The sequence below is a fragment of the Thalassobellus sediminis genome (genome assembly GCF_044386045.1).
GTDB classification, from domain to species: domain Bacteria; phylum Bacteroidota; class Bacteroidia; order Flavobacteriales; family Flavobacteriaceae; genus Thalassobellus; species Thalassobellus sediminis.
In genome coordinates this window covers 1,813,271-1,840,202 of the sequence record NZ_JBISCD010000040.1, presented here as the reverse complement: position 1 = coordinate 1,840,202, position 26,932 = coordinate 1,813,271, and the positions used below count along the sequence as shown (strand labels likewise).

Sequence of the window (26,932 nt, the reverse complement as noted above, 5' to 3'; positions counted from 1 at the left end):
TAACGTAAAGCCCGACCCGATAGGGTAACGCCCAAAAAGGCATAAAAAACAAAAATTTCATCAATAATTAAATCAATCAAAAAATGAACAGTTTCACAATATTAAATCGCTTACGAACATGAAGATAGAAAACACAAAAGCGCAAATGCGAAAAGGGGTTTTAGAATTCTGCATACTCTCGGTCTTGAAAGACGATGATGCTTATGTTGCAGAAATTTTAAACACCTTAAAAGATGCCAAGTTACTTGTAGTAGAAGGTACTATTTACCCGCTACTTACAAGACTTAAAAACGCAGGACTTCTTAATTATAGATGGGAAGAATCGACCTCTGGACCACCAAGAAAATATTACGGTTTAACCGAAACGGGCAAACTATTTTTAGCAGAATTAAACACCACTTGGAGCGAATTACACAACGCAGTAACCATAGTAACAAGCCAAAAAACAACAAAGAAATGAATAAAACAGTCAACATAAATTTAGCAGGTATATTTTTTCATATAGATGAAGATGCGTACTTAAAACTACAACGCTATCTTGAGGCTATAAAACGTTCATTTACAGACTCTCAAGGGAGATCTGAAATTATAGCAGATATTGAAGCGCGTATTTCTGAACTTTTTAATGAGCGTGTAAAAAACGACAAACAAGTTATTGGAATTAAAGAAGTAGACGAAGTAATTTCTATTATGGGACAACCAGAAGATTATTTGGTTGATGATGAGATTTTTGAAGATGAGCCACAGGAAACTTACAAAAGAAAAACATCGACGTCGCCTTCAAGAAAGCTATATAGAGATACCGACAACTCTTATATTGGAGGTGTATCGGCTGGTTTAGCACATTACTTTGGCATTGACTCTATATGGATTCGCTTAGCATGGATACTTTTAATTTTTGGTGCTGGTACTGGTGTATTGCTTTATATTTTACTTTGGATTTTAGTTCCTGAAGCTAAAACAACTGCCGAAAAAATAATGATGACGGGAGATCCTGTTAACATTAGTAACATTGAAAAAAAAATTAAAGACGGATTTGAAACCGTTACTGAAACGGTAAGCGATGTTGCAAAAAATGTATCTGAATCTGTATCGGGTGCTGCAAAAAACGTTTCAGATTCGGCTAAGAATATTGATTTCTCTAAACAAGGAAAGAATATAAAATCATCTTCAAGAACATTTTTTGATACCATTGCAGATATTATTATGTTTTTCTTTAAAGTGTTCGCAAAGTTTATTGGTGTCATTTTAATAATTGTAGGTGCTGCTGCACTTATTGGATTAATCATTGGTCTATTTTCGTTAGGCGTGGCTGATATTGTTCACATTCCAGGATTAGACCTCGTAAATATTGTGAATGCTGGCAACACACCAGTATGGCTAGTATCCTTATTAACATTTTTCACTATTGGTATTCCTTTCTTTTTCTTATTCTACTTAGGTTTAAAGATTCTTATAAATAATTTAAAATCTATTGGAAACATTGCTAAATTCACCTTACTAGGTTTATGGCTTATGTCTATTATTGGACTAACTATTATTGGTATTAGAGAAGCTAGTGAGCATGCTTTTAACGAAAAAGTAGTAGAAAAAACGGAGTTACAAATAACCTCAAATGATACATTGAATATTAAAATGCAGAGTAATGATAAATATAACTCTAATTTCTACAGACGCGGTAACAGCTTTAAATTAGCAAATGATGAGAATGGAGAAAAAACGCTTTATTCATCTGATATAGATATTATTGTTAGGTCTACTACAGATTCAGTCGTAACTATTTCTATAATAAAAAGTGCTGATGGCAGAAATTATGATAAAGCTATTGAGCGTGGGAAAAATATAGATTATAACTTTGAATTACAAAACGGCACACTGCTTTTAAATTCTTATTTAACAACAAGTCCTGAAAATAAATTTAGCGATCAAGAAGTAGATATTATTTTATATCTGCCAGAAAATATGATTGTAAAATTTAACGATAATACTAAATCGTTCTTAAACCATAGAACTCGTAATGGTAATATTGTTTCAAAAAAATATGCAAACCATAACTTAAGAATTCTTGATAATACTATTGAATGCTTAGACTGCCCTGTTGAAGAAGAAGAAGATTTTGTAATTGAAGTAAATACCCCTGAAGTAAAAATTAATGAAAATGGTATAGAAATTAATACAGACGAGAATATTTTAAAAATAAATGAAGATGGTGTTAAAGCCTCTACCGAAGAAGTTGAAGTAAATATAGATTCTAACGGCATAAAAATAAAATCAGAGAATTAACAACTCATCACTAAAAAACAACAATTCAGATATTTAAGTTATTAATCAACACTTATTTAAAAGATATTTGAACCAACAAAAACCATCAATCAAAAAACGAACAATCATGACAACACTAATTAAAATTATAGTAGCCACTATATTAAGTTTAACACTTTTCTCTTGTAATTTCGATATTCATACGAACTCTGGAGTACGAGGAAATGGTAATGTACAAACTGAAGAACGCGCTATAGATGGTGCTTTTTCTACCATAAAAGCAACTGAAGGTTTAGATGTTTACTTAACTCAAAGTAATAATGAAAGTATTAAAGTTGAAGCCGATGAAAATTTACACGAGCTTATTATTACTGAGGTTAAAGATGGTGTTTTAAAAATTCACACTAAAGAAAATATTGGTAGAGCCACTGCAAAAAAAATTATTGTAAACTTTAAAGATATTTCTAGTATTATTTCTACCAGTGGTAGCGATGTGTATTCAACAAACACCATAGATGTAGAAGAATTAGAACTTAAAACTACCAGCGGAAGTGATATGACTTTAGAGGTAAACACCTCGATTTTAAACTGTAAATCTACCAGTGGAAGTGATTTAAGATTATCTGGAAAAACAGAAAGATTAATTGCTGAAGCTACCAGTGGTAGCGATATTAAAGCAGAAAACTTAGTTGCCAAATCTAGCCAAGTAAAAGCAACTAGTGGTGCCGATATTACAGTAAATACCTTAAAAGAATTAATAGCCAAAGCTACTAGCGGAGGTGATATAAAATATTACGGAAACCCTGAAAAAGTTGATAAAAACAATAGTACTTCTGGCAGTATTAAAAAGAAATAAAACCAACCTTATAATCAATCAATTGTATAAACCATCCTAAACGAAATTTTAAGTTTAGGATGGTTTAATTTATACACAAATATCTCATATAATATACAAAGAAGCTACATTGTGACATTTTACAATTAAACGTGTCTAATAAAGTATATAATCAATCTGTAGAATCATGAAAAACAAACAGTTCCTAACATTCCTGTTTTCTATAAGTTTTTGTTTTTTTAATAATGCACAAAATATTGAAAAGGTAAAAGGCAATAGAAACCTAACTATAGAGCAATCTTACATTAATTCTTTTCACACTATAATTGTTGATGAAGATTTTGAAATTGATCTAATTTATAATAACGAACCTTCTGTCGAAATTGAAGCTGATGAAAACCTTCATGAATTTATAGTTTTTGAAGTTCGAGACAGTATTCTTTCTTTTAACAAAACAAGACGAATTACTTCAAAAAAGAAACTGCATATTAAAGTATTTTATGATGATTATCTTTCAACTATTGAAACCCGTGAAGATGCTGAAATCTACAGCATATCAAATATAAATTTAGCAAACGTAAACTTAATAACATCAGGAAGTTCTAAAGCTGAATTAACCATTAAAACTGATAATTTTAATTTTGAAGGCTTAGATAAATCTAAAACTAGACTTAATGTAACTGCCGATAGTACGAAAGTTGTTTTAAATAGTAATAGTAAATTAGAAGCCTTAATTAATTCTCCTATTGTAAAAACCGATTTATACCAAAGAGCACAGGCTACAATTGAAGGTGATTGTGATGATTTATTACTAAGAACAGATAATACTTCTAAGTTTACAGGCAAGAACTTCACAACAAAAAACTGTAATCTTATTTGCGAAATGGATAGCGATGCTATTTTAGAAATTACAGATGCAATTACTTTAGAAGCTTCAGGGTCTAGTGCTGTTTACTTATATAACAATCCGAAAATTATTGTAAATAGATTAACTGAAAATTCTAAAATTCAGAAAAAAGAAAAATAAAAAAAGTCGCATTTAAAAATGCGACTTTTTTGTATCCAATAATATTAATTAGTTATGCTAAGCTTTTAGAAATTCCGTATTCTAAACCTCTTAACTCTGCTAATCCACGTAATCTTCCAATGCCTGAATAGCCTGGGTTTGTTTTTTTATGTAAATCATCTAACATTTGATGACCATGATCTGGACGCATAGGAATAGTAATATCTTTTCTTCCTGCTTCTACCCTTCTTTTTTGCTCTACTAAAACTTCTTTAACAATGCTGTACATATCTACATCTCCTTCTAAATGATTGGCTTCATAGAAATTACCTGCTTCGTCACGTTGTGTACTTCTTAAATGTAAAAAATGAACACGATCTGCAAAATGTTTAAAAATTTGCACCAAATCATTATCAGCTCTCACACCTAACGACCCAGTACAAAATGTGATTCCGTTAGAAATAGATGGTACTTTTTCAAATAAATAAGCATAATCTGCTTCTGTACTTACCACTCTTGGCAAGCCTAAAATAGGATATGGTGGATCATCAGGATGAATACACATTAACACCTCATTATCTGCCGCAATAGGGATTATCTCTTGTAAAAAGGACACTAAATTGTCTCTTAAAACATCTGCTGTAATATCTTTATAAGTATCTAAGATAGTTTGAAACTGTTCTAAAGTATAACCTTCTTCAGCACCTGGTAATCCAGCAATTATATTCTTTACTAGTATTGTTTTTTCTTCTTCGCTAATAGCATCAATATATGCTTTAGCTTGCTTTTGTTGTGCTTCAGAATAACTGTTTTCAGCACCCGGACGTTTTAATAAAAACAACTCGAAAGCAGCAAAAGCAATCACATCAAATCTTAGAGCTTTAGACCCATCTTCAACTTTAAAACCTAAATCGGTACGTGTCCAATCAAGTACAGGCATAAAATTATAACAAACTACATTGATGCCACAACTCGCTAAGTTTAGGATGCTCAACTTATAGTTTTCAATATAGGTTTCAAAATTTCCTGAACGTGTTTTTATATTTTCATGTACCGGAATACTTTCAACAACACTCCAAATAAGTCCTGCTGCTTCAATAACCGCTTTGCGCTTATTAATTTCTTCAATTGTCCAAACCTCTCCGTTTGAAATATGATGTAACGCCGAAACAATTCCTGTTGCTCCTGCTTGTTTTATATCTAATAATGATACGGGATCATTTGGTCCGTACCAACGCCATGTTTGTTCCATTTTCATGTTTTTTTGATTCTTTTTTTCCATTTAAACCCCACTAAAAGCACTAAATCCACCATCAATAGGAATAACAACACCTGTTACAAATGATGATCCTTCACCACATAACCATAAAGTAGTTCCAACTAAGTCTTCTGGCTCACCAAATTTCCCCATAGGAGTTTGTTCTATTATAGTATTACCTCTAGGTGTTAATTCACCTGTTTCAGTTGTTAAAAGTGTTCTATTTTGATCTGTCAAGAAAAAACCTGGAGCTAAAGCATTTACACGAATTCCAACTTTAGAAAAATGTACCGCTAACCACTGTGTGAAATTAGAAACTGCTGCCTTTGCACCACTATATGCAGGTATTTTAGTTAAAGGTGTAAAAGCATTCATTGATGAAATATTTAAAACACTACATCCTTTTTTACCTACCATATCTTTAGCAAAAATTTGTGTTGGCAATAAAGTTCCAATAAAATTTAAGTTAAATACAAATTCAATTCCTTTAGGATCTAAATCAAAAAAAGTTTTAAAACCATCGGCAGTATTTGCAAGATCTTCTTCTAACAAATGTGGGTTTGAAGTGGTTCCTAAAGGATGATTCCCTCCTGCACCATTAATTAATATATCGCAAGCACCTAATGTATCATTCACCACTTTTTTTGCAGCTTCTAATGATGCTTTTTCTAATACATTGGCTTCTACTCCAATTGCAGCTCCTCCACCAGCTGTAATTTCACTAGCTATGGTATCGGCAGCTTCTTTTCGTAAATCTAAAACCGCAATTTTATGTCCTTCTTTTGCTAGTGCCTTTGCTAAAGTGCTACATAAAACACCTCCTGCACCTGTTAAAACGATTACTTTACTCATTATTACTATTACTTTTTATTAGTTGAAAACTTATTTTACATGTGTATATATAGCAAATATATTAAAAAATAGTGTGCGCACACGAAAATTTAAATATTATTACTAACTTGCTCCATATTTATTATTTAATACAGGTTTTATTTTCGATTAAAAATATAATATGATTACAATAAAAGACATCGCTAAAGAAGCAAATGTATCAGAAGGTACAGTAGACAGAGTTTTGCATAATCGTGGTGGTGTTTCAAAAAAAACGGAAGCAAAAATCCAAGAGATTATAAAAAAAAGAAACTTTAGTGTAAATCCAGTAGCTAGTGCACTTGCATTAAAAAACAATTATAAAATCTCTGCATTAATTCCAGATTATAATGACTCCGATTTATTTTGGAAATCTCCTTATCTAGGAATTTTGAAAGCAAGCGAGGATGTTAAAAATGTAGGAACTCAAGTCAATTGTTTTAGATTCAACCAATATGATGCAAGCTCCTATTTGTACACTTTTAAAACCTTAATAAAAACAAAACCGACAGCAGTTTTATTAGTGCCGATTTTTATAAAAGAAACAAAACAAATTGTAAACAAATTAGAAAAACTTAAAATCCCATATATGTTTTTGAACATTGACATAGAAGGATTTAAAAACGACGCTTTTATTGGTCAAGATTCTTATACAGCAGGTTATATTGCTGGTAAATTAATGCATTTAAGTTTACCTGGACAGTCTAATTTTTTAATCATTCAATCCAGATATAAAACAACTAAAAACAATGCTATTTCTAGAAGAATTGAAGGTTTTAACAATTACTTTTCTAAAAACAATATAAAAGAAGAAACATCCATATTAACCATAGACAACCTGAATAATACTATTGAAACTAAAGAAAAAATACATTCGTTTTTAAAACTACATGAAGGTATTAGAGGTATTTTCATTCCTTCAAGTAGAATACATGTTTTTGTTGATTATATAGGAAAAGAATCATTAAAAAAACTTAAACTGATTGGATTTGACAATACACCACAAAATATTGCTTGTCTTAAAAATGATACCGTTTCATTTTTAATATCTCAAAAGCCTTTCGACCAAGGCTATGAATCTATTCGACTTATGGTTAACTATTTAAATAAAAAGACCATACCAAATAATAAAATATACCTTCCCATTGACATTCTTACAAAAGAAAATGTTGTCTATAATGAAAGAAGTGAATTTATGTTTGAAAATGAAAACATTAATAACATTGATTAATTTTATTTAAATTGAAAACAAGCTTTTAATTTAATGAGTACTTTACATCTTTAGTAAGCGTTTCCCATGTATCTGTTCTAAAAGGTGAAGCGGGGAAATGTTCTTTATTATATAAATTACAATCGCCTGCATCATCTGCCCAACCATAACGAATAGTCACTGGGTTTGACACATTTTTATTATAAATAACAACCTTATTATCCTTTATATAAGCCTTGGCAAAATGAAACACTTTATCGGCTCCAGCAATTTCAAAGCCTTTTATATAACCATATTTATCAGGAGTCATTAAACCGCTGCCTAAATTATCAAAAGTTGCTATAATTTTATTTTCTTTTACCTCCATAGACTTGAAAGTTGGTCCGCTAAAAACCACATCTTTAGCATAAACTTTATTTAAAGCAACTGCAGCAAGCCTTTTACCAACATCTTGTTTGTTTATTGGATGAATATCTTTGGCGTTACCAATATCAGTCGTTACAGCCATTCCTGTGTTAGAAACTGTTTGTAACGTATAGGATTGTGCTTCCCTAAGTTCAGCCCATTTACTACCTGTATTACTATCATTACCACCAAATTCGTCATAACTAGATAATTGCACAAAGTAGAAAGGAAAATCTCCTTGATTCCATTTTGTTCTCCAATCTTTAATCATCAAAGGGAATGCTTTTTTATACTGTTCTGATCTATAAACATTGGCTTCACCTTGATACCACAACACCCCTTGAAAAGCATAAGGAATTAATGGACTTATCATAGCATTATAAAGTAATGATGGATAACTATTTGGAGATACTTGACTTCTTATATCAACCACTTTAATTTTCCAATTACCAACTAAAGATAGTACTTCGTTTTGAGTTGTTAGTTTTAAGTCGGAAGCGTCTCCCCAAATACCTCCGCCTCCTGCATAATCAAAAATTCTAATAGCAATAACATTTTTCCCTGCCTTTAAAACATTTGCAGGAACATTATAAGCTCTTTTTTCATCATATCTTCTGGTGGTTCCAACAAAAGTTCCATTTACGTACGTTGAATCTTGATCGTCAATTTTCGCCAATTCAAGATATCCTTCTTTGTTTGCATCCTCTTTAGAAATAGTAATGGTTTTACGCATCCATACGGTACCATCTAAATTAGGAAACTGCTGACTTTCCCAATACTCTGGCGCATGTATTTCTGGCCAATTAGCATCACTATAACCAACATTTTTATAAGTCGATTCGTTTTCAAATGACACTTTCGAACCTTGAACTTTTTCAACTTTATCAGTTATCAATTGCATTTGTTCTTCTAAAAGCGATTCAATATCAATATTAGGCATTTTAGCAATCATACTTTTAAATTCATCACTTCCTTCAAAAGCGTCTCTACTTGTCCAAGTTTCAACATGAGTCCCACCCCATGAAGAATGAATAAGACCCACAGGAATTTTAAGTTCGCTATATATCTTTTTAGCAAAAAAGTATCCAACAGCCGAAAAACCACCTACTGTAGTTTTATCGCAGATTTCCCAATTTCCTGATTTTAACTTTGATTTAGGTATAGACCCCATACCTTTTTCAACTAAAAAGTGACGAATCATAGGGTAATTTGCGTCCTTTAATTCTTCTTTAAAATTCTTAGCTCGATTAACAGTAAATTGCATATTAGACTGTCCACTACAAATCCAAACCTCTCCAACTAAAACATCGTTTATTGTAATAGCATTTTCACCTTTAATAGATAAAACGTAAGGACCACCAGCTATTTCAGGCTTTAAATTCGCTTTCCATTTACCTGATTTATTAGCCTTTGTTTTTACAATTTGATTATTAAAATGAATAACTATTTTCTCGTTAGCACTTGCCCAACCCCAAACTGGAATTGGTTTATTTCGTTGTAAAACCATACCATCAGAAAACAATAATGGTAATTCTACATTAGCATATGAGAATATAGTAAATACAAAAAAAAATAGAGAAAATAAAAGCTTCATGTGTTGTAATTTTTATGATTTTGTTTCAATTTTAATTACAAAAGCTTTATCGCTAATTTCTTGATTAGGTGTTTTCAAGTGTAATCCTTTAACATCTATTAAAAAAGGAACTTCATTTTTATAACCTAATATAGAAACAGTTTTAATTTTTGGGATATAATTTCCTAAAACAGCATTTGTAAAAGCTGTTAAAGTTAAAGGTTTATTATTACCTGACCAACCTAAAACTATAGCATAAATTGTGTTTCCATTTCTGGTATAGCGAATGTCATCAGGTGTATAAGTAATCTTATCTAAAAACATACCCGACTTTTCTTGTTTGGTAGGGCCTTCTCCAAAAACCTTCCATGGTCTAGAACCATAAATAGCTTCTCCATTAGTTTTTAACCAATCTCCAATTTCTAATAAAATATCTTGCTGATTTTGAGGAATCATACCATTTGCCATAGGAGACACATTAAGCATTAACGCACCATTCTTACTTACTACATCAGCTAAAACATGAATAATCTCTTTCGTTTTTTTCAAGACTAAAGTATTCGTGTAACTCCAACTACCAACAGATACGGTTTCGTCTGTTAACCAAAAATCCTTAGTGATTTTATTCATGCGGCCTTTTTCAAAATCTTCTAAACTTACCATTTTTGGAAATTCTCCTTCTTTATGTGTAAATACTACTTGCTTATTTTCTTCATCAGCATTATTAAAATAATACGCAGCAAATTCTTGTTTATAAGACTCAGGTATTTTTTGAGTCTGACTATCGAAATAAATTAAATCTGGACTGTAATTATCAATCACTTCCTTTAGTTGACCTATCCAATCGTTATTGAATTTCTCCTTTGAAATATTACCATACATTTTGGATAAAAGTGGATCTTCAGAAGACGTTGCCAGTTTAGGATTATATGGAAAATAGGATGTATCATTCAACCATTTTTCTGGTTGTTCTTTGTATACTTGAAGATTTCGAGCCATATGAAACGACGCTACAAACTTCATGTTTTTTTTCTTAATAGCTTCACTTAGTTCGCCATAAACATCTCGTTTTGGCCCCATATCAAGGGCATTCCATGGGTTAATTTTACTACCCCAGTTAGACCAACCATCGTGATGTTGAGCAACCAAACCCGCAAACTTAGCACCCGATTTCTCAAAAAGATCTGCCCAGGCATTGGCATCAAATTTTTCAGCTTTAAACATAGGAACATAATCGTGATATCCAAATTTTGAATGCTCACCATAAGTTTCTACATGATGTTTAAATTCATCTGAGCCTTCTATATGCATATTTCTTGCATACCAATCGTTTGCAAAGGCTGGTACGGACATCACGCCCCAGTGGGCATAAATCCCGAATTTAGCATCTTTAAACCATTCGGCAGCTTCATCGTATTTCCCTAAAGATTCCCAATTAGCCTCATATTTAGGTTTTATAGGCTCTTGTAGCTCCTTTTTGTTTTTTGCACAGCTTAGTATGATTAAAGCCATGCATAAAATATAAACCGATTTTCTCATGTTAGTAATTATTCTGTCCAAACCGTTACACCACCAGACTCTACTATTTTTGTACCAATTAATACCTTGGCTTTGTTTGGTAATTCTAACGGATAGGCTTTTGATGAATAATTTACGGCAACCCAGAACCCATCTCGCCATTGTACATACACGCCTTCAGGATAATTTTCAGTAGAAATATTAGCGGTATTATAAACACTTCTTAATACATCTTTTTCAAGTTGTGCATCATCTGTATCTACTCCAATATAGGTTACAGTGCCTTCACCTATTTTGTTGCTTACTACAGCTGATTTTCCTGCGTAGAATTGATTCGTATAAGTTGCTAATACATTTTCTGGCTTGTTAGCATTTACCAAATCTGCCCAATTATTCCAGTAATATTCTTTAGTATTTCCAGAAATAGTGCCTTTCATGTGTGGTAATAAATGATCGAAATAATCAATTTTAGCATCAATGAGTGGATATAATTTTTCTCCGTAAGCTGATTGAAATAAATGCCCGTTTTTATCTTTCACACCTGTTCTAACCGTTAAAACAAGATTTCCACCTTGCTTCACATAATCAGTCCATTTTGTAATAGTAGCATCATCAACCAACTCAAAAGCAGGAATAATAACCACCTTGTAATCATTTAAATTATCATCGTCATAAATAATATCTGAAGGCGCTCCAAACGATTTACTTATTTCTAAATATTTCTGAAAAAATGATAAGGTATTCCATTGGCTTGTTTGCCCTTGACGCGACATGCTCCATAAATTATCGTAATTCCAAAGTAAGGCTGTTTTTCGTTTTTTTAATTCTGAAGGCATTTTAGATTTAGGATTATAGGCATCTCGCAAAATTTTCATTTCTTGAATAGCTTGCTTATAATCTTTTCCGCCTTGCGATAAGGATACTCCGTCTAAAGTTGTAATACCACTATGGTACTGTTCTGCACTGTAATTTATTTGACGATACCGATACGAACAAGCAAACGATAAATCCCCTCCAAAACAATGGTAAAGCCACATGCGTAATGCTCCTGGTTGTAGTAACGGATTTATGTTGCCCCAATTCACAAAACCAGGTTGTAATTCCATAACGCCAGATACTTCATTTTCTGGTTTAAAGAAACTCAATGCAAACGAAATTTCTTTAGAATCTCCCAGTCTGAATCCGTTTTCACCAATATTAGCTTGCCCTTTGTTTGGGTAACTTGTAAAAGCGTTAAAATCTAATTTCTTGGTACGCCTTGGGTCTGCTCCATAAGTTGTTGCTGTATAATTAGTAGTGATGTATTGGTTTTCAGATATTAACGGACGTAATATATCGGCTTGAAAATCTAAAAAATCGGCTTGCATGTCTGCCGAATAGCGTTTAAAATCTAATAACGCATGCGGGTTAGCTCCCCACCAACCTACATGATTGGCATTGTGGATTTTTATTTGATTAAAATCAGCATAGGTTTGGTTCCAAAAAGCTGCTCCCCAAGCATGATTTAAAGCATCAATGGTTTTGTATTTATTTTCTAACCATACTTTAAAGGCTTCTTGTGACGATGGACTATAATCTGCTTTAGCTTCGGGTTCGTTATCTAATTGCCAACCAATAACAGCCGAATTATTCCCATAGCGTTCACCTAGTTTTGTTATTATTTTTTTTGAAAAATCTCTCCAAACTGGATTGCTTAACGATTGCTGCGCTCTTGTACCATGTTCTGCTCTTAAATAATTAGAACCCATGGCATAAATTTCAGGATATTTAATACCCATCCAAACGGGAGAAATGGCTGTTGGTGTTCCTAAAATGACTTTTAAATTGTATTTAGTAGCAAGATTTATAACCTCATCTAACCATTCAAAATCGTAAACACCTTCTTGTGGCTCCATGTTGATCCAAGCAAATTCTGCTAGATGGATAAATTCAAAACCTAATTCTGATATATTTCTAATATCACGTTCCCATTCACTATCATCCCAATGTTCTGGGTAATAGTATATACCCATAGACATTAATTCTTCCTTTTGAAAGAAGTGAGAGCCGTCTTGGGTATAAACGGTTGTTGATAATAGTACAAATAATAATATTACAGAAAGCCTGTTTTTCATCTATCCAATTTACTTTTTCTTAATTGTCACAGAAACCTCTGACACTATATTTCTAGAAGAATTACCTATTTTAAAATTATAAGTTCCTGGTTCTACTAACCAGCTTTTTTTTGCTTCATTATAATAAGCTAATTCTTTAGCAGGCACTTGAATGGTTACATGTTCTGAAGCACCACTTTTTAGAAATACTTTTTTAAAACCTTTTAATTCTTTAGCCGCTTTTTCAACAGATGATTCTGGGTTTGAAACATATAATTGAGTAACTTCTTTCCCATCAACACGTCCTGTGTTTTTGATAGTAAATATTACTTTTATAATGTCATTTTCAGTATAACTTTCTTTATCTGTTTTTAAATCTGAAAATTCAAAATTTGTATATGACAACCCGTATCCAAAAGGATACAAAGGTTCTACATTTTTAGTATCGAACCAACGGTATCCAACTAAAAGACCTTCGGTATAAGTAACCGATTCACCTCCAGGAAAACTGTTAGTAGCATGTGCAGGTGAATCTTCAAGTTTTTTAGGCATGGTCCAAGGTAATTTACCTGAAGGATTAACATTGCCTAAAATCACATCGGCTAAAGCATTTCCACCTTCAGAACCATTAAACCAACTCCAAATTAAGGCAGAAGCTTGTTCTTTTACTTTTCCTAAATCGAAAGGTGCACCACCAATCATTACAACTATGGCATTCGGATTAACCTCCAATACTTTTTCTATGAGTTCTTCTTGTCCGAATGGTAAAAACAAATCAGCCCTATCTGAAGCCTCAGTTTCATAATCTCTATTAGAGCCTGCAAAAATGATTGCTATATCAGAGTTTTTGGCTGCTTCTATAGCTTCTTTTAATTTTGCCTCGTCTAATTCATCAACTGTTGTTGGACCATTGTGAGAAACATCTTCTTTTTGATCGTTATTATTTTCACTATATCTTTCTAAATAACCTTCAGCATAATTAATACTAATACTTTCTGGCAATCTATTTTGAAGCCCCTCCAAAGGTGTTACTTCACGCTTTGTTTTAACTCCTGCACCAAATCCGCCTAAAGCATTTTTCTTTGTAGCATTATTTCCAATAACTGCAATAGACTTTACACCTTCTAATTTTAATGGCAAACTATTCTTTTCATTCTTCAATAACACTATAGACTCTGCTGCAATATCATAAGCATCTTTATAATGAGCTTCTGTAGCAAGACTTCCTTCTACTCTATCTTCACCACCAATGGCTTTAACTTGATATAATACAGTTAATATACGTTTTACATGTTTATCTATTTCCTTTTCTGAAATCTCACCTGCTTTTGCTGCTGCAATTAATTTATCAGCTAAAAAATATTCATTAAATGGCTTTGGAGTGCCCATTTCAATATCCAATCCATTCACTAAAGATTTTACTGTAGTATGCACAGCAGCCCAGTCTGAAACAACGACGCCTTTAAATCCCCACTCTCCTCTTAATATTTCATTTAGCATATAATCATTTTCACATAAATAATCACCTCTAAATCTATTATAAGCCCCCATTAAACTATAAGCATTTGCTTCTATAACGGCAGCTTTATATGCAGGAAGATAAATTTCGCGTAGTGTACGTTCATCAACCAAAACATCTACTGTCCCACGATTGGTTTCTTGATTATTTACAGCAAAATGTTTTACACAAGTCATGACATCATTATCCTGTACACCTACAATAAACGGCACAGATAATTTTTTGTTTAAAAATGGATCTTCGGTAAAATATTCGTAGGTACGACCTCCAAGCGGTGTTCTAATAATATTAATTGCTGGAGAAAGTAACATATCTTTTCCTCTCGCACAGGCTTCTTGTCCAACACTATTACCAAAAACATAGGATAAGTCTGGATCCCAAGTTGCAGCCACAGCACCAGCAGCAGGATAATAGGTTGCAAAATCGTTGTCCCATCCTGCAGGAGCCCAACTATCTCTAGAAATTTCTTCTCTAATTCCTAAAGGACCATCAGCCATTTTTAATTCTGGTATTCCCAATCGTTCAACACCACCTGTAGCAAACATACTCTTACCATGCAACATGCCTATTTTTTCTTCTAAAGTCATTTGGGATACTAAAGAATCAATCTTTGTTTCAAATTTTGAAGCATCAAATTCTTTTGGTTGATAAACCTTTTCTGAAGCGTTTGTTGCTTCAGCTATTGCTGAATCATTTTTTACTTCTTGTTTACAAGATTGAAGCGAAAAAAACAAACCTACTACTGTAACTATTAATATATTTTTCTTCATCTTAATAAATTATATTTTTAATTAATTGTTTACAATTTTACTACTTGCTCACTTCCGTTATAATCAACAGAAATTCCAGTTGCATCGTATTCAAATGCTTTTGGATTCTCTTTATTAACAGCAACGATTATAAATTTTCTATTAGTAAGCATCCCTTTAAATTCACCTTTACGTTCTCTAATTGTTAAGGTCTTATCTGCTTCACTATAATGAAATGGAATTTTAGCAAAATGGCCTTTTTCATAATTGTAGTTTATACTTTCATCTTCATACAATTCAAATGTTCCATCTTGACCTTGGTATACATATAAAACAATTGTGTCGGCGGTTTTTTCATCTGCATACTGAAGTTCAGGTCCAACAGGAATGATAGCTCCCTCTTTAATAAATAATGGTATTTTTTTATAAGGCGCTTCAACACTTAGTTTTTGACCTCCGTTTATTTTTTTACCTGTATAGAAATCATACCAATTAGTCCCTGAAGGAAAATAAACATCTCTGCTTTTTGCGCCATAAGCATAGACAGGATTTACCATGATTGATGGTCCAAACATAAATTGATCGCTTACGTTTTCTACTGTTTTATCACTAGAAAAATCCATTACCAATGGACGCATAATAGTATAATCGTCAAAATATGTTTTACCCGCCAAAGTATATATGTATGGCATTAAACGATATCTTAAATTGGTATAATATAAAATAGACTCGTATGCAGGATGTCCTTTAGGAGCAATATTCCATGCTTCTCTAAAAGGGAACTGTCCGTGCGATCTAAATAATGGAGCAAAGGCACCAAACTGATACCAACGTGCATTTAATTCTCTCCATTCTTTATAATCGGCAGATTCTTTTCCATTTTTATCAAATTGATTTTGTGCTGCTACAAATCTGTCTTCAACACAAAAACCACCAATATCCATAGTCCAATAAGGAATACCACTTACTGCAAAATTTAATCCAGCCGAAATTTGAGCTTTCATATCTTCCCAACGTGTAGCAATATCACCACTCCAAGTTGCTGTAGAATACCGTTGTAAGCCTGCAAAGCCTGATCTTGTTAATAAAAACACACGTTTATTAGGAGCCACATCACGTTGACCATTATAAATTGCTTCGGCATTCATTAAGGCATAGGTATTAAAATACTCTGCAGCTGGCCCTAATGATGTTGGCCCTTGTAATGATTTACGATATTCCATATCTGTACAATCTAGTACATTTGGTTCGCTAGCATCCATCCACCATGCATCAATATTTAATGGGTAATAATGTTCATGTATTTGATTCCAAAATAATTTTCTAGCATCTTTTGAATAGGCATCATAAAAAGACCCTATATATCCTGGACCTACCCAGTCTCTAATACTATCTTTAATGGCTTGTTGGTACATCCACCCTTTCTCATCAAACTCTTTAAAATGCTCTGTGTTTTGGTAGAATTTTGGCCAAACAGAAATCATCATTTTTCCGTTCATAGCATGTATAGAATCAACCATACCTTTGGGATCTGGAAAACGACTTTTGTCAAATTCGTGACTTCCCCATTGGTCTTCTTCCCAGTGATTCCAGTCTAAAACAATATTATCTATAGGGATATTACGATCTCTAAATCCTTTTAATGCTCCTAAAATTTCATCTGATGTTTTATAACGCTCTCTACTTTGCCAGTAACCCATGGCCCATTTTGGCATGATTGGAGATTTACCTGTTAAGGTTCTGTATCCTTTAATAACGTGGTCCATGTTATTACCTGCTACAAAATAATAATTCAGGTTTTTATTCATTTCACTCCACCAAACTTGCTGCCCTTTTTCCTCTTCTAATTCTGGAGTTCTAACACGTAAACCACAGTAAGATTTCCCTCCATTTGGTTTCCATTCTATTCGAATAGGCACGCGTTTTCCTGCTTCTAAATTTACTAGAAACTTGTAGGCATTAGGATTCCATGCTGTACGCCATCTTTCTTTTACAACTAATTTATTATCAACATAGACTTTTATGTATCCTGCATAGTACAAGATGAATTTATGTAATCCTGTTTCAGATGCTTCTATATCACCTTCATATACAATTTCGGCATTTTTAAGCGGAAAGTTTTCAGGTAAATTTAAAATGCTTTTTTGATTTTCGAAGTAAACAGAAGGTTCTTTGCGAACCAGTTTTTTACCGCCTTTTTCTGGAGCTTCATAAGTACCTGTTAAATTACCTAGAACGCCATTTTTATCGTATAATTTAAATACACTATTTAATTGTTGATATGGTCTACTATCTCCAAATCGGCTTAAAGAATAACTATCCCATAATAAACCGTAGTTTTTATTTGAAACTATAAAAGGTACAGAAACCTTGGTGTTATATTGAAATAACTCTTCACTTTTACCTTTATAGTTAAATTCGTCTGCTTGATGTTGACCTAATCCGAAGAAAGCCTCATCATCAGGTGAGTTAAATATTTGACGAATGGAATATGCTTCCGTTTCATCTGCCTTGAATGATGTAAACGTTTTACCTCCACCGTCTTTCTCAGCTAAAATTGTTTTACCATCAGTATCTTTAAATTTAATGCCTCCATTTAATTTAGAAACAAAAACATTCAATTTTGACGTTGCTAAAACAATAGAATCATTTTGTTCATTTACCGTAAAAGGAACAGTCTTTGTTTTAGGCATGATAATTAAACTTGAATCTTTAGCGAATTCATTTTCTGGAGTTGCTGAAACATGAATAATTTCTTCTCCTAAAACTTCCATACGGAGTTTTTTTACTTTACTTTTTTCACTAGTTTTTAAAGATACGACAATGCCATTATCAACTTTTTGAAATTGTTTAGTTTGGCATGATGCTAAGATGAGTAAAGAAAACAGGGTTAAATAGATGTTTTTTAATTTCATTTAAATTTATTTGATGTCTAAAAATTATTTTGTGCGTTATTTAAAAAAGAATATAATGTCATTCTACTTATTTATTTGGCATTAACCCTTAAATAACTTGCAAAAAAGGAGGAGATTATTTGGGTAAAAACCTAATTAAAAATCTAAGATAATTTAAATATTTAGGGATTTTGTTTTACCTAATTAGATTGCAACAAAAGTTATAGAATATGCTTCAAGTGTTTCATTTCTGAAGTAGATATCTTTTGAAGATACAGCTATAAACAGATAAAATTAAACATCAATTTAAATTGATGTTTAATTCAAATATTAAAGTTATAAATAACGAAAGAGGATTTCTCATTAAAAAAAATGGACTATATTTTAATGAGAAATCCTGATTTAACAAATAAAAATTTGAAGATTTAATTATGCCAACGGCACCTATTTATTTCTATTTGCCATTGGACTAATATCTGTTAAATCTTGAATTTTAATTGGATTTCCAGACTCTATACTTTTCCTAGCTGCTATTCCAATTATAGCAGACATAATGCCATCTCTAATTCCTGCAGCTCTTTCATATGGGTCTTCTGTATTTGGAGTTTTAAAAATCTTATCGTGTAAACGTTTGTCTCCACCTCCATGACCTCCTTTTTCATAAGGCACTTTAACAGACTCAAAATCATTCCAAAGTTTATGTACAATTATGGATTCAAAATTAGTTTCCTCTAAAGTATTCTGTTCCATTTCTTTAGCATGCATTTCTGCTTGATCTATATTTACTTTTTTATCATAAGGGATATCTAAAGAAGCTTCAATTCTTCCCTCAGTTCCATTAAATGCAATGCGCCATCCTTCAAAAGGTGAATAGGTTGTTAATGAATAATTAACCGTTACATTATTTGCATATTTTATTTGAGCCGACATTTTATCGTAAATATCAATTTCTTTTCTAAACAGACAATTATCTCTTATGTATCCATCGTGTTTTTCATTATCTACATAAAGATTCATAAGGCGTTTATTCTTTGTGATATCATAATAATAATCACAATTTATTTTATGCTCACAAGATCTACAGCTATCTCCTCTAAAAGGTCCGTTAGCCCCATAATGCTCTAAGCTGCCATAAGCAAAAACTTGCTCTGGGTCTGAATCTAACCACCAGTTTACAAGATCGAAATGATGCGTAGCCTTATGAACCCAGAGTGAGCCTCCTTTATCTTTTATACCATGCCATCTTCTAAAATATGACGCACCATGATACGTATTTAAATACCAATTAAAGTCTACCGAAGTGATTTTACCAATAGTTCCACTGGCTAATAATTCTTTAATTTTTGTACTATAAGGGCTCCATCTGTAATTGAAACCAACAATGAGATTTTTATCAGATTTTCTTTCAGCATCTAAAATTGCTTGCGCTTTATTTTCATCTGTAGTTAATGGTTTTTCAGTAAGCACATCGCAACCAAACTCTAAACCTTTAATAATAAATTCATGGTGTGTCGAATCCATTGTAGTAACAATTACTAAGTCTGGTTTTGTTTCAACCAACATCTTATCAAAATCAATAAATGTTGGACAATTAGTTCCTATATATTTTTTTGCATATTTTAATCTTCCAGGATTAACATCACTCAATCCAACAAATTCTAAAATATCTGAATATTCATCAACTAACCTTTTCCCCCAAAAGCTCGTTCCTCGAATGCCTGTACCTACAAGTACTATTCTAAGTTTTTTTGATGCCCCGAAATTGAAAGCATTAATTGGAAAGGCACTGTAAGCTGCCAACATACTAATTGATGCTAAAAAGGTTCGTCTTGAATTTTCCATGTTTTAAAGTTTAATGGTTATAAATATTATGTGGTTTAGTTGGTAATCTATTTACTTAATTTCTATACTACTAACGTTTTCACTTACTAGCCAAGGCCTAGAATCATTAAATTGACTTGTTATATTACAATTCTCAAATAACACATTATCAGTATGTCTTATAAAAAACCCATGCGCATTGGTGTTACCAAACTTGCTACCTTCTGGGTATTTACCATCATACTCCATAACAGTTTGGTTTGTTGTAGTTACACCTCCTTTTAATTCAAAATTTAGATTTTTAAAAGTTATATTTTGAATATTATGTCCTTCAACACCTGTAATAATTGAAGGATATTGCTGTGTAAAATTAGTTCCGATTATATTTTTAAAGTGAATATTAGAAATAGCGCCTATTCTTGGTTGTCTATTAGGAACAGTACGTTTTCTATCTGCTAATAACATAAAAATAGCTTGACCACAATTTGTAATATTAGAATCTCTAATGTTTATATTATCAATGACTGCCCCATCCATAGATTCTATTACCAAAGCAGAGTTTTGATGTGCATTTTTCATGGTTAATTCTGAAACATCAAAATTCATAAAACTTCCTAAACCATCGGTTCCTAGCTTAAAACAATTACCAGCATTTACATTTAACTTATCTAAAACACATCTTCTAACTACAACATCTTTACAGCCGTATTCGCTACCGCTTTTAAAACAAATGCCATCATCTTCAGATTGAATAAGACTATCTTCTATTAAAACATTATGGCAATCTACAATATCAATACCATCACGGTTTGGTGTTAAATTCCCTGTGTTTACTTTAATATTCTTAATAATTATGTTATCAGACTCAATATATACCTGTGTCCAACATGCTGGTTTAATAAGTTGAACATTTGATACAGTTATATTTTTAGATCCAACAAAAGCAAGAATCGAAGGGCGGTCTTTTTCTGTTCCAATTTCCTTGACATGCATCCAAGGCTCATAATCACCTTGTCCGTTAATGATACCACCACCAGTAATGGTAACATTGTTTACTTTGTTTCCGTAGATTAATCTTCTTTGGCAGTCTTGTAACATTCTATTTGGAAATTTTGTTTCAATAAGATGATGCGGGTAATGCGTTTCCTCATCAGATTTAATTCCTAAAACGGTTGCAGTTGAGTCTATATTTAAAGTTAAATCACTTACTAAAAGAAGTTGTCCTGTTAAAAAAACGCCATCATTTAACAAAACCGTTCCACCGTTAGCAGCACAAGCATCAATTGCCTTTTGTATAGCTTCCTGGTCGTTTGTTACACCATCTCCTTTAGCTCCAAAATCATAAACATTATAAACAGTACTTTCGACTTTAGATTTACAACTTTGTGATATAATTACTAATAATACTATTAAAAAATATTTATGCATATTTGTTGATTTATTTTTTTATCATAAAATATAATTATTTTAAATATAATAAATCTTTATATCTAAAATCAAAAAAAAAGGGAATGCTTCAAATTTTTGTAGCATTCCCGATCTAAAACTAGATTGAATATATTACTTCCTTCAATCTCAACTAAAATAAAACTACTTACTATTTTTAATATCCATCATTTTGAGTTAATTCAGCTTCTGTATTGTTCTGAATCTCTACACTAGGAATAGGGTATAAATTATTATGTGGCGATACACTTGCACTTGAATAATGATTATATTTTTTAGTTCTTTCATAAAGCAAACCAAGCCTATTTAATGTTAATCTTCTAGGTTCCTCTAAAAACAATTCTCTTAAACGTTCATCTAAAATAAAATCAATAGTTACATCTGATCCTGAAATTAACGAAGCATTTGCTCTTCTTCTAATAGTATTAATATCAGCTGCTGATAAATCTAAATTATTAGCCCCTCCTAAATTCATATAAGCCTCTGCTCTTAAAAGTAACGTTTCAGGTAATCTTACTGCATAATGATCTGCAAAATACCTTCTAGCATTTCCATTCATTTTAGGTCCAACACCACCATAACTCGCAATTAAATCTTTATGCGTTTGTGTTGCCAAAGTTTCTTGTTCTGCGCTTAAACTACCATCGGTTAAATCTGTATCAAAATGATTATTTATCTGAACCAGTTTTAAAAATACTGGATATACATATCTATTAGAATCATTTTCAATAGTAGCAGCATTTAAGTAAGTTTCATAAGCTAACTTGCTATCTGTACGCAAATCAATTGTATCTCCATAGTGTGCAGATAATGGGTTATCTATCCACCATTTTCTAAGCACATTGTTATCTGAGTTTCTTATATCATTATCATAGTCAGTTGGATCGACGTTGTTCCAAATACCGTGTGTAACATGAGTGCTTGGTCTAAAAAAAGCTTGACCTCTTCCCCCGTGATAAGTTGACTCATAAATAAAAGTTCTAACCCCTAAGTTTTCATTTTTAGAAGTGAATCTATTATACTCTGGACCTATTAAACGTTCCCAAAAATTTGCATCTCCCGATGCACGACCATAACCTCCTAAAGTTTCATACTCTACTTGATATAGCCATATACCTTCTGTATTTCCTGTACTTCTATTTTGATTACCTAACCTAAACAAATCCCAATATACATCTCCTTGTTCACTTGCTCTAGTACCAAATCTATTTTGCATTAAAGCATAATTTCCACTATCGATAACTTCTGACGCATTTGTAATAGCTTTATCATTATCACCAACAGTAATATAAAGTTCTGCTAAAAAATGTCTAGCAACATCTTTAGTTAACCTACCATCTGCAGCTTCTTCTCCTAAACTTGGCAGATTAGCTTTAGCAAATTCTAAATCATCTATAATGGCAGCTAAAACATCTGCTTTGGGAGCTCTAACAAAATCTCTTCTTGCTGATGGAACTTCTTCTAATACAAGAGGTACATCTCCATATAAATAAACTAAAGCTCGGTATGCCCATGCTCTAAAAAATCGAGCTTCAGTCAATAATCTATTTTTAGCTGATTCATTATCAAAATTAACATCCGCTATTCTACCAATTACTGTATTGGCATTTGAAACCATTTTATATGCATCAGTCCACCTTTGGGCAACATCACTATTATCTGGTCCAAAACCACCATATTGAGAATATACATGCGATTGAAATTCTCTAGCATGCCAACCAGCATCTGTACCAAACCAGACATCCATATCTGTTGCAGAACCTTCAGGATCTCCAAAATATCGTCTTGCTTGATTATACAACTGAGCTACAGCAGCTTCGAAATTACTTGGAGTAATATATGAGTTATCTACAGTCGTAAAATCTAATGGGGTCTCTTCTAATATTTTTTCTTCATCACAGCCAACAAATGCTGTAAATAAAAGAATTAAACAAATATATTTTATATGTTTCATATTCTTATTTTTAAATGTTTATGTATTAAAATGATAGATTGATACCTAAAGTAAAAGAACGAGTTACTGGTCTTTCTCCGTAGCTAATTCGGAAACCTGCTTCTGGATCTATACCTTTCCAATTAGTCCATGTTGCTAAGTTTTTACCACTAAGAACCATAGTAAGATGTTTTAAACCTAATTTTTCAAGTATTTTATCATCAAAAGAATAACTAAGGTTCACATCTTGTAACCTAACAAAACTTCTATCTCTAAAAACTTTAGCTCGTCTAGAACCATCATAAGCATCATATCTAAGTGATGGATATTCTGAATTTGGATTATCAGGCGTCCAATAATCAACTATAACTGGCAGTAAACCATTTACTTTACCTTTACCTCCAGATGTCCATTGGTCTATTTCCCAATAAGAATTATCTCCTAAATAATTATTTTTCCCTCCTTGTATAGAATTTATAAAAACTCCTAACTTAAAATTTTTATACTTAAAGTTATTAGTTAATCCAAAGCGATATGCTGGATCTGTACTTCCTAAAATAACTTTATCATCAACACTTGAAATACCGCCTCCATTCTGATCTACAAGTCTGTAAAAACCAGGCTCTGATCCTGCAGGAATATCGGTATCACCAATTTGATATATTGGATTATCTGGATCTATCTCATAATCAAATATTGCTCCTAATTGCTCTCCTATAAAAAACCCTGAAGACGGTAAATCATCCTCAATTCCATCTCCATTATCATCTTTACCTAAAACTGAAACGACTTCATTCCTATTAGTTGAAAAGTTAACAGTTGATGACCATGAAAAATTATCAGAAATAATGTTTGTAGAATTTATAATAAACTCTAATCCAGAATTGTGTACTTTACCTAAATTTGCACTAGCTTGAGAAAAACCATTAACTGATGGAATATCAATATTAATAAGAATATCTTCTGTATCTGTGTTATAATACTCAATATTTCCAGTTACTCTATTATTTAAAAGAGCAAAATCTAAACCTATATTAATTCCGGTAGTTGTTTCCCATTTTAAATTTGGTGCTGCTACTGTTGAGGTAAATTGACCTCCAATAGTAGGTCCTCCATCTCCAAAAACATATGCGTTATTTTGGTCTACTTTTGCTAATGTTGAATATCTAGGGAGTGCTCTATTTCCACTTTGTCCATAAGACATTCTAAGTTTTAAATTTGAAAAAATCTCATTAAGGTTTTCAAAAAACTTCTCCTTTGAAATACTCCACCCTAACGCTATCGAAGGAAAAACAGCAAATTTATTATCCTTTCCGAATCCAGAAAACCCATCTCGTCTAACAGTACCCGTTATAAAATATTTACCACCATAATTATAATTAAGTCTACCCATTTGATAAAGGCTACTTTCTTCTTCTGCTGCAGACTGCACATCCTGAACACCCGCTAAACTTAAATCATTAAAACCTAAAATCTCGTTACTAAAATTAGAACTACCAATTTCAGTAGATTCAATATAACGCTCTTCTCTACCATAAACAAAAGTTGCACTTACATTATGTAACTCATTAAATGTTCTATTATAAGATAGAATGTTATCAATTGTCCAATCTTTATTAAAAAACAAGTCTTTCCTAGCCTGAGCAACACGATCTGGTGTAGCATATAAAAACTGATTATGCCTCCTTGTTCTTGTACTATTATTATAGTTCATTCTATAAGACAGCCCTTTAACCCAAGGTATATCAATAACCGTATAAAGCGTAGTATTAAGATGTGTACGCTTGTCAACATCTAAATCGTTAGCAGTAAGCAATGTACTATTTCCAAAACGCTCGGTTACTTTTGGTATAGGGTTTCCTTCATCATCATATGCTGCAGCAAAAGGAGAATATGTAATATCAGCCCTGTTAAATTCTATACCAGAATAATCTGCAGAGGTAACAAATGAATTTGTACCAATTTTCAACCAATCATTAAGTTTTAATTCTAAATTAATTCTACCTGTTACTTTACTATAATCATCACCTATTATAATTTCTTCATTCTCTAAAAAAGAACCTGAAACAAAATAAGTTATATTATCAGTGTTTCCTGCAATACTTAAATTATGATTATTAACAAAACCTGTTCTTGTTAATAGGTCTTGCCAATCAACATTAGTACCGTTGTTATAACCTGCAACTTCTTGTGGATCTAAACCTGTTAAGACATCAAAATTTGGATCATAATTTGGTCCTTGTGAAAATGCTGATTTCCAATTAAAAGCTCTAATCTGATCTAAATAATCTTCTCCTGTTCCATATGTTAATCTATTGGCATCTTCCTTAAAACTATAACGAGCAGAATAATTAAAAGTAGGTTTTCCACTTCCTCCACTTTTACCTGATCTTGTAGTTACAATTATTACCCCATTAGATGCTTGTGAACCATATATTGCTGTAGAACTTGCATCTTTTAATACATCAACCGATTGAACATCATCAGGGTTAATATCTTGCAGAGTTCCTCTAAAAATAATACCATCAACAACTATCAATGGTGCATTGGCACTTGCATCTCCTCCAAGATTATTTTGTCCTCTTACAGAAAAACTTACATCTCCACCTGCTTCTGTACTAACACCAACATTTAATCCTGCAACAGAGCCCTGTAAAGACTGTACAATACTTGTGTTACCTTGCTCTCTAAAAGTTTCTAAATCTGCTCTTGCAACAGAACCTGTTACATCAGATTTTTTTTGAGATCCGTAACCAACTATTACCACTTCGTCTAAACCAGCAGCATCCTCTTTTAATACAATTTTTATATTAGTCTGAGTATTGGCTTTAACTTCCTGAGTTACAAAACCAACATAAGACACTACTAAAATAGCATTTTCATCTTTTACTGATAAAGAAAAATTACCATCAAAATCTGATTGCACACCATTTGTAGTACTCTTCTCAAGAATATTAGCACCAGGTAAAGGCTGCCCATATTCATCTGTAATATTACCAGTTACTTTATATTCTTGAATTTCTATGTGAATTACTGGTTCTTTAGCTCCTAATGTGTTAAGAGCAATTTCTTTGTTTTTTAATACAACTTGTGTGTTTTTAATTTTAAAAGATGTATTTGTATTATAAAACAACCTTTCTAAAACTGTTTCAATTTTGACATCTTCTACTTCAATTGAAACTTTTCTTCTTAGATCTACAAATTTTGTATTGTAAACAAATCTATACTCTGAAGAAGCTTCAATTTTATCAATAATTTGTGCTACTGTTTTATTTTCTACATGTAATGTAATTGACTGTGTGTAACCATTATTGGCCAACATACTAAAAAACGAAGCAAAAAGAAAAAGTGTAGTTAGTTTCATTTTTAAATCAAATTTCATAAAAGGCTGGTTAGTACCCCTTTTGTTATGAAGTTTTTTCATATTTTTAAAGTGTTTAATTGGTGAATGACTAATTTTAGTTAATCACTTAAATATTGCCGGGAAATGTTGCAGCATTTTCCGGTTTTTTTTATCCAAATTTCAAGGAATAAAAGTGA

Annotated in this window: 16 protein-coding genes; 5 read left to right on the top strand and 11 right to left on the bottom strand. The window is 32.1% G+C overall.

Going from position 1 to position 26,932, the window contains the following annotated elements:
* The first annotated feature begins 118 nt into the window (after positions 1 to 118).
* The 4 genes from ACH5TW_RS14555 (at position 119) to ACH5TW_RS14540 (ending at position 4,124) form a co-directional block, all read left to right on the top strand.
* Positions 119 to 460 carry a PadR family transcriptional regulator gene (locus tag ACH5TW_RS14555; RefSeq protein ID WP_439337234.1) on the top strand — a complete coding sequence of 114 codons (342 nt, stop codon included), beginning with the start codon at positions 119 to 121 and terminating at the stop codon, positions 458 to 460.
* Complete coding sequence (locus tag ACH5TW_RS14550; RefSeq protein WP_439337233.1) at positions 457 to 2,283, top strand: PspC domain-containing protein; 1,827 nt, start codon at positions 457 to 459, stop codon at positions 2,281 to 2,283. Before ACH5TW_RS14555 ends, ACH5TW_RS14550 begins: the two co-directional genes overlap by 4 nt.
* A 106-nt stretch (positions 2,284 to 2,389) precedes the next feature.
* Positions 2,390 to 3,118, top strand: a complete 729-nt coding sequence (locus ACH5TW_RS14545; RefSeq protein WP_439337232.1) for a head GIN domain-containing protein — start codon at positions 2,390 to 2,392, stop codon at positions 3,116 to 3,118.
* A gap of 166 nt (positions 3,119 to 3,284) precedes the next feature.
* A complete protein-coding gene (locus tag ACH5TW_RS14540) occupies positions 3,285 to 4,124 on the top strand; it encodes a GIN domain-containing protein (RefSeq protein WP_439337231.1) in 840 nt (279 codons plus the stop codon).
* Between the two features lie 52 nt (positions 4,125 to 4,176).
* Here ACH5TW_RS14540 and uxuA read toward each other — a convergent pair whose 3' ends face one another.
* Together uxuA and ACH5TW_RS14530 are read right to left on the bottom strand one after the other, a co-directional pair.
* A complete protein-coding gene (uxuA, locus tag ACH5TW_RS14535) occupies positions 4,177 to 5,355 on the bottom strand; it encodes a mannonate dehydratase (protein WP_439337518.1) in 1,179 nt (392 codons plus the stop codon).
* Between the two features lie 30 nt (positions 5,356 to 5,385).
* Complete coding sequence (locus ACH5TW_RS14530) at positions 5,386 to 6,213, bottom strand: SDR family oxidoreductase (protein WP_439337230.1); 828 nt, start codon at positions 6,211 to 6,213, stop codon at positions 5,386 to 5,388.
* A 160-nt stretch (positions 6,214 to 6,373) separates the two neighbouring features.
* On the opposite strand from ACH5TW_RS14530, the gene ACH5TW_RS14525 reads away from it, so the two are divergent.
* Positions 6,374 to 7,462: a substrate-binding domain-containing protein gene (locus ACH5TW_RS14525; protein ID WP_439337229.1), complete on the top strand. Its 1,089-nt coding sequence runs from the start codon at positions 6,374 to 6,376 to the stop codon at positions 7,460 to 7,462.
* Positions 7,463 to 7,487: 25 nt separating this feature from the next.
* On the opposite strand, the gene ACH5TW_RS14520 is transcribed toward ACH5TW_RS14525, so the two are convergent.
* The 9 genes from ACH5TW_RS14520 to ACH5TW_RS14480 form a co-directional block, all read right to left on the bottom strand.
* Positions 7,488 to 9,440 (bottom strand): sialate O-acetylesterase, encoded by a 1,953-nt coding sequence (locus ACH5TW_RS14520; RefSeq protein WP_439337228.1) that lies wholly within the window; start codon positions 9,438 to 9,440, stop codon positions 7,488 to 7,490.
* A gap of 12 nt (positions 9,441 to 9,452) precedes the next feature.
* Positions 9,453 to 10,931 (bottom strand): alpha-L-fucosidase, encoded by a 1,479-nt coding sequence (locus tag ACH5TW_RS14515; RefSeq protein ID WP_439337227.1) that lies wholly within the window; start codon positions 10,929 to 10,931, stop codon positions 9,453 to 9,455.
* A 35-nt stretch (positions 10,932 to 10,966) separates the two neighbouring features.
* The gene (locus ACH5TW_RS14510) at positions 10,967 to 13,051 is read right to left on the bottom strand and encodes a beta-galactosidase (RefSeq protein WP_439337226.1); all 2,085 of its coding nucleotides are present in this window, start codon (positions 13,049 to 13,051) and stop codon (positions 10,967 to 10,969) included.
* A gap of 9 nt (positions 13,052 to 13,060) precedes the next feature.
* The gene (locus tag ACH5TW_RS14505) at positions 13,061 to 15,319 is read right to left on the bottom strand and encodes a glycoside hydrolase family 3 C-terminal domain-containing protein (RefSeq protein ID WP_439337225.1); all 2,259 of its coding nucleotides are present in this window, start codon (positions 15,317 to 15,319) and stop codon (positions 13,061 to 13,063) included.
* Between the two features lie 29 nt (positions 15,320 to 15,348).
* Complete coding sequence (locus ACH5TW_RS14500) at positions 15,349 to 18,213, bottom strand: TIM-barrel domain-containing protein (RefSeq protein ID WP_439337224.1); 2,865 nt, start codon at positions 18,211 to 18,213, stop codon at positions 15,349 to 15,351.
* Positions 18,214 to 18,636: 423 nt separating this feature from the next.
* Positions 18,637 to 20,034 (bottom strand): Gfo/Idh/MocA family oxidoreductase, encoded by a 1,398-nt coding sequence (locus ACH5TW_RS14495; protein WP_439337223.1) that lies wholly within the window; start codon positions 20,032 to 20,034, stop codon positions 18,637 to 18,639.
* A gap of 51 nt (positions 20,035 to 20,085) precedes the next feature.
* Complete coding sequence (locus ACH5TW_RS14490) at positions 20,086 to 21,441, bottom strand: glycoside hydrolase family 28 protein (RefSeq protein WP_439337222.1); 1,356 nt, start codon at positions 21,439 to 21,441, stop codon at positions 20,086 to 20,088.
* Between the two features lie 175 nt (positions 21,442 to 21,616).
* Positions 21,617 to 23,413, bottom strand: a complete 1,797-nt coding sequence (locus ACH5TW_RS14485; RefSeq protein WP_439337221.1) for a RagB/SusD family nutrient uptake outer membrane protein — start codon at positions 23,411 to 23,413, stop codon at positions 21,617 to 21,619.
* Between the two features lie 25 nt (positions 23,414 to 23,438).
* A complete protein-coding gene (locus tag ACH5TW_RS14480) occupies positions 23,439 to 26,816 on the bottom strand; it encodes a TonB-dependent receptor (RefSeq protein WP_439337220.1) in 3,378 nt (1,125 codons plus the stop codon).
* Positions 26,817 to 26,932 lie beyond the last annotated feature (116 nt).

Excerpts from the sequence above, each read along its gene's own strand:
- ACH5TW_RS14505 (WP_439337225.1), bottom strand. The coding sequence starts at position 15,319 with ATGAAGAAAAATATATTAATAGTTACAGTAGTAGGTTTGTTTTTTTCG.
- ACH5TW_RS14510 (WP_439337226.1), bottom strand. The coding sequence starts at position 13,051 with ATGAAAAACAGGCTTTCTGTAATATTATTATTTGTACTATTATCAACA.
- ACH5TW_RS14525 (WP_439337229.1), top strand. The coding sequence starts at position 6,374 with ATGATTACAATAAAAGACATCGCTAAAGAAGCAAATGTATCAGAAGGT.
- ACH5TW_RS14485 (WP_439337221.1), bottom strand. The coding sequence starts at position 23,413 with ATGAAACATATAAAATATATTTGTTTAATTCTTTTATTTACAGCATTT.
- ACH5TW_RS14515 (WP_439337227.1), bottom strand. The coding sequence starts at position 10,931 with ATGGCTTTAATCATACTAAGCTGTGCAAAAAACAAAAAGGAGCTACAA.
- ACH5TW_RS14545 (WP_439337232.1), top strand. The coding sequence starts at position 2,390 with ATGACAACACTAATTAAAATTATAGTAGCCACTATATTAAGTTTAACA.
- ACH5TW_RS14480 (WP_439337220.1), bottom strand. The coding sequence starts at position 26,816 with ATGAAAAAACTTCATAACAAAAGGGGTACTAACCAGCCTTTTATGAAA.
- ACH5TW_RS14540 (WP_439337231.1), top strand. The coding sequence starts at position 3,285 with ATGAAAAACAAACAGTTCCTAACATTCCTGTTTTCTATAAGTTTTTGT.
- ACH5TW_RS14520 (WP_439337228.1), bottom strand. The coding sequence starts at position 9,440 with ATGAAGCTTTTATTTTCTCTATTTTTTTTTGTATTTACTATATTCTCA.
- ACH5TW_RS14500 (WP_439337224.1), bottom strand. The coding sequence starts at position 18,213 with ATGAAATTAAAAAACATCTATTTAACCCTGTTTTCTTTACTCATCTTA.
- uxuA (WP_439337518.1), bottom strand. The coding sequence starts at position 5,355 with ATGGAACAAACATGGCGTTGGTACGGACCAAATGATCCCGTATCATTA.
- ACH5TW_RS14530 (WP_439337230.1), bottom strand. The coding sequence starts at position 6,213 with ATGAGTAAAGTAATCGTTTTAACAGGTGCAGGAGGTGTTTTATGTAGC.
- ACH5TW_RS14495 (WP_439337223.1), bottom strand. The coding sequence starts at position 20,034 with ATGGAAAATTCAAGACGAACCTTTTTAGCATCAATTAGTATGTTGGCA.
- ACH5TW_RS14550 (WP_439337233.1), top strand. The coding sequence starts at position 457 with ATGAATAAAACAGTCAACATAAATTTAGCAGGTATATTTTTTCATATA.
- ACH5TW_RS14555 (WP_439337234.1), top strand. The coding sequence starts at position 119 with ATGAAGATAGAAAACACAAAAGCGCAAATGCGAAAAGGGGTTTTAGAA.
- ACH5TW_RS14490 (WP_439337222.1), bottom strand. The coding sequence starts at position 21,441 with ATGCATAAATATTTTTTAATAGTATTATTAGTAATTATATCACAAAGT.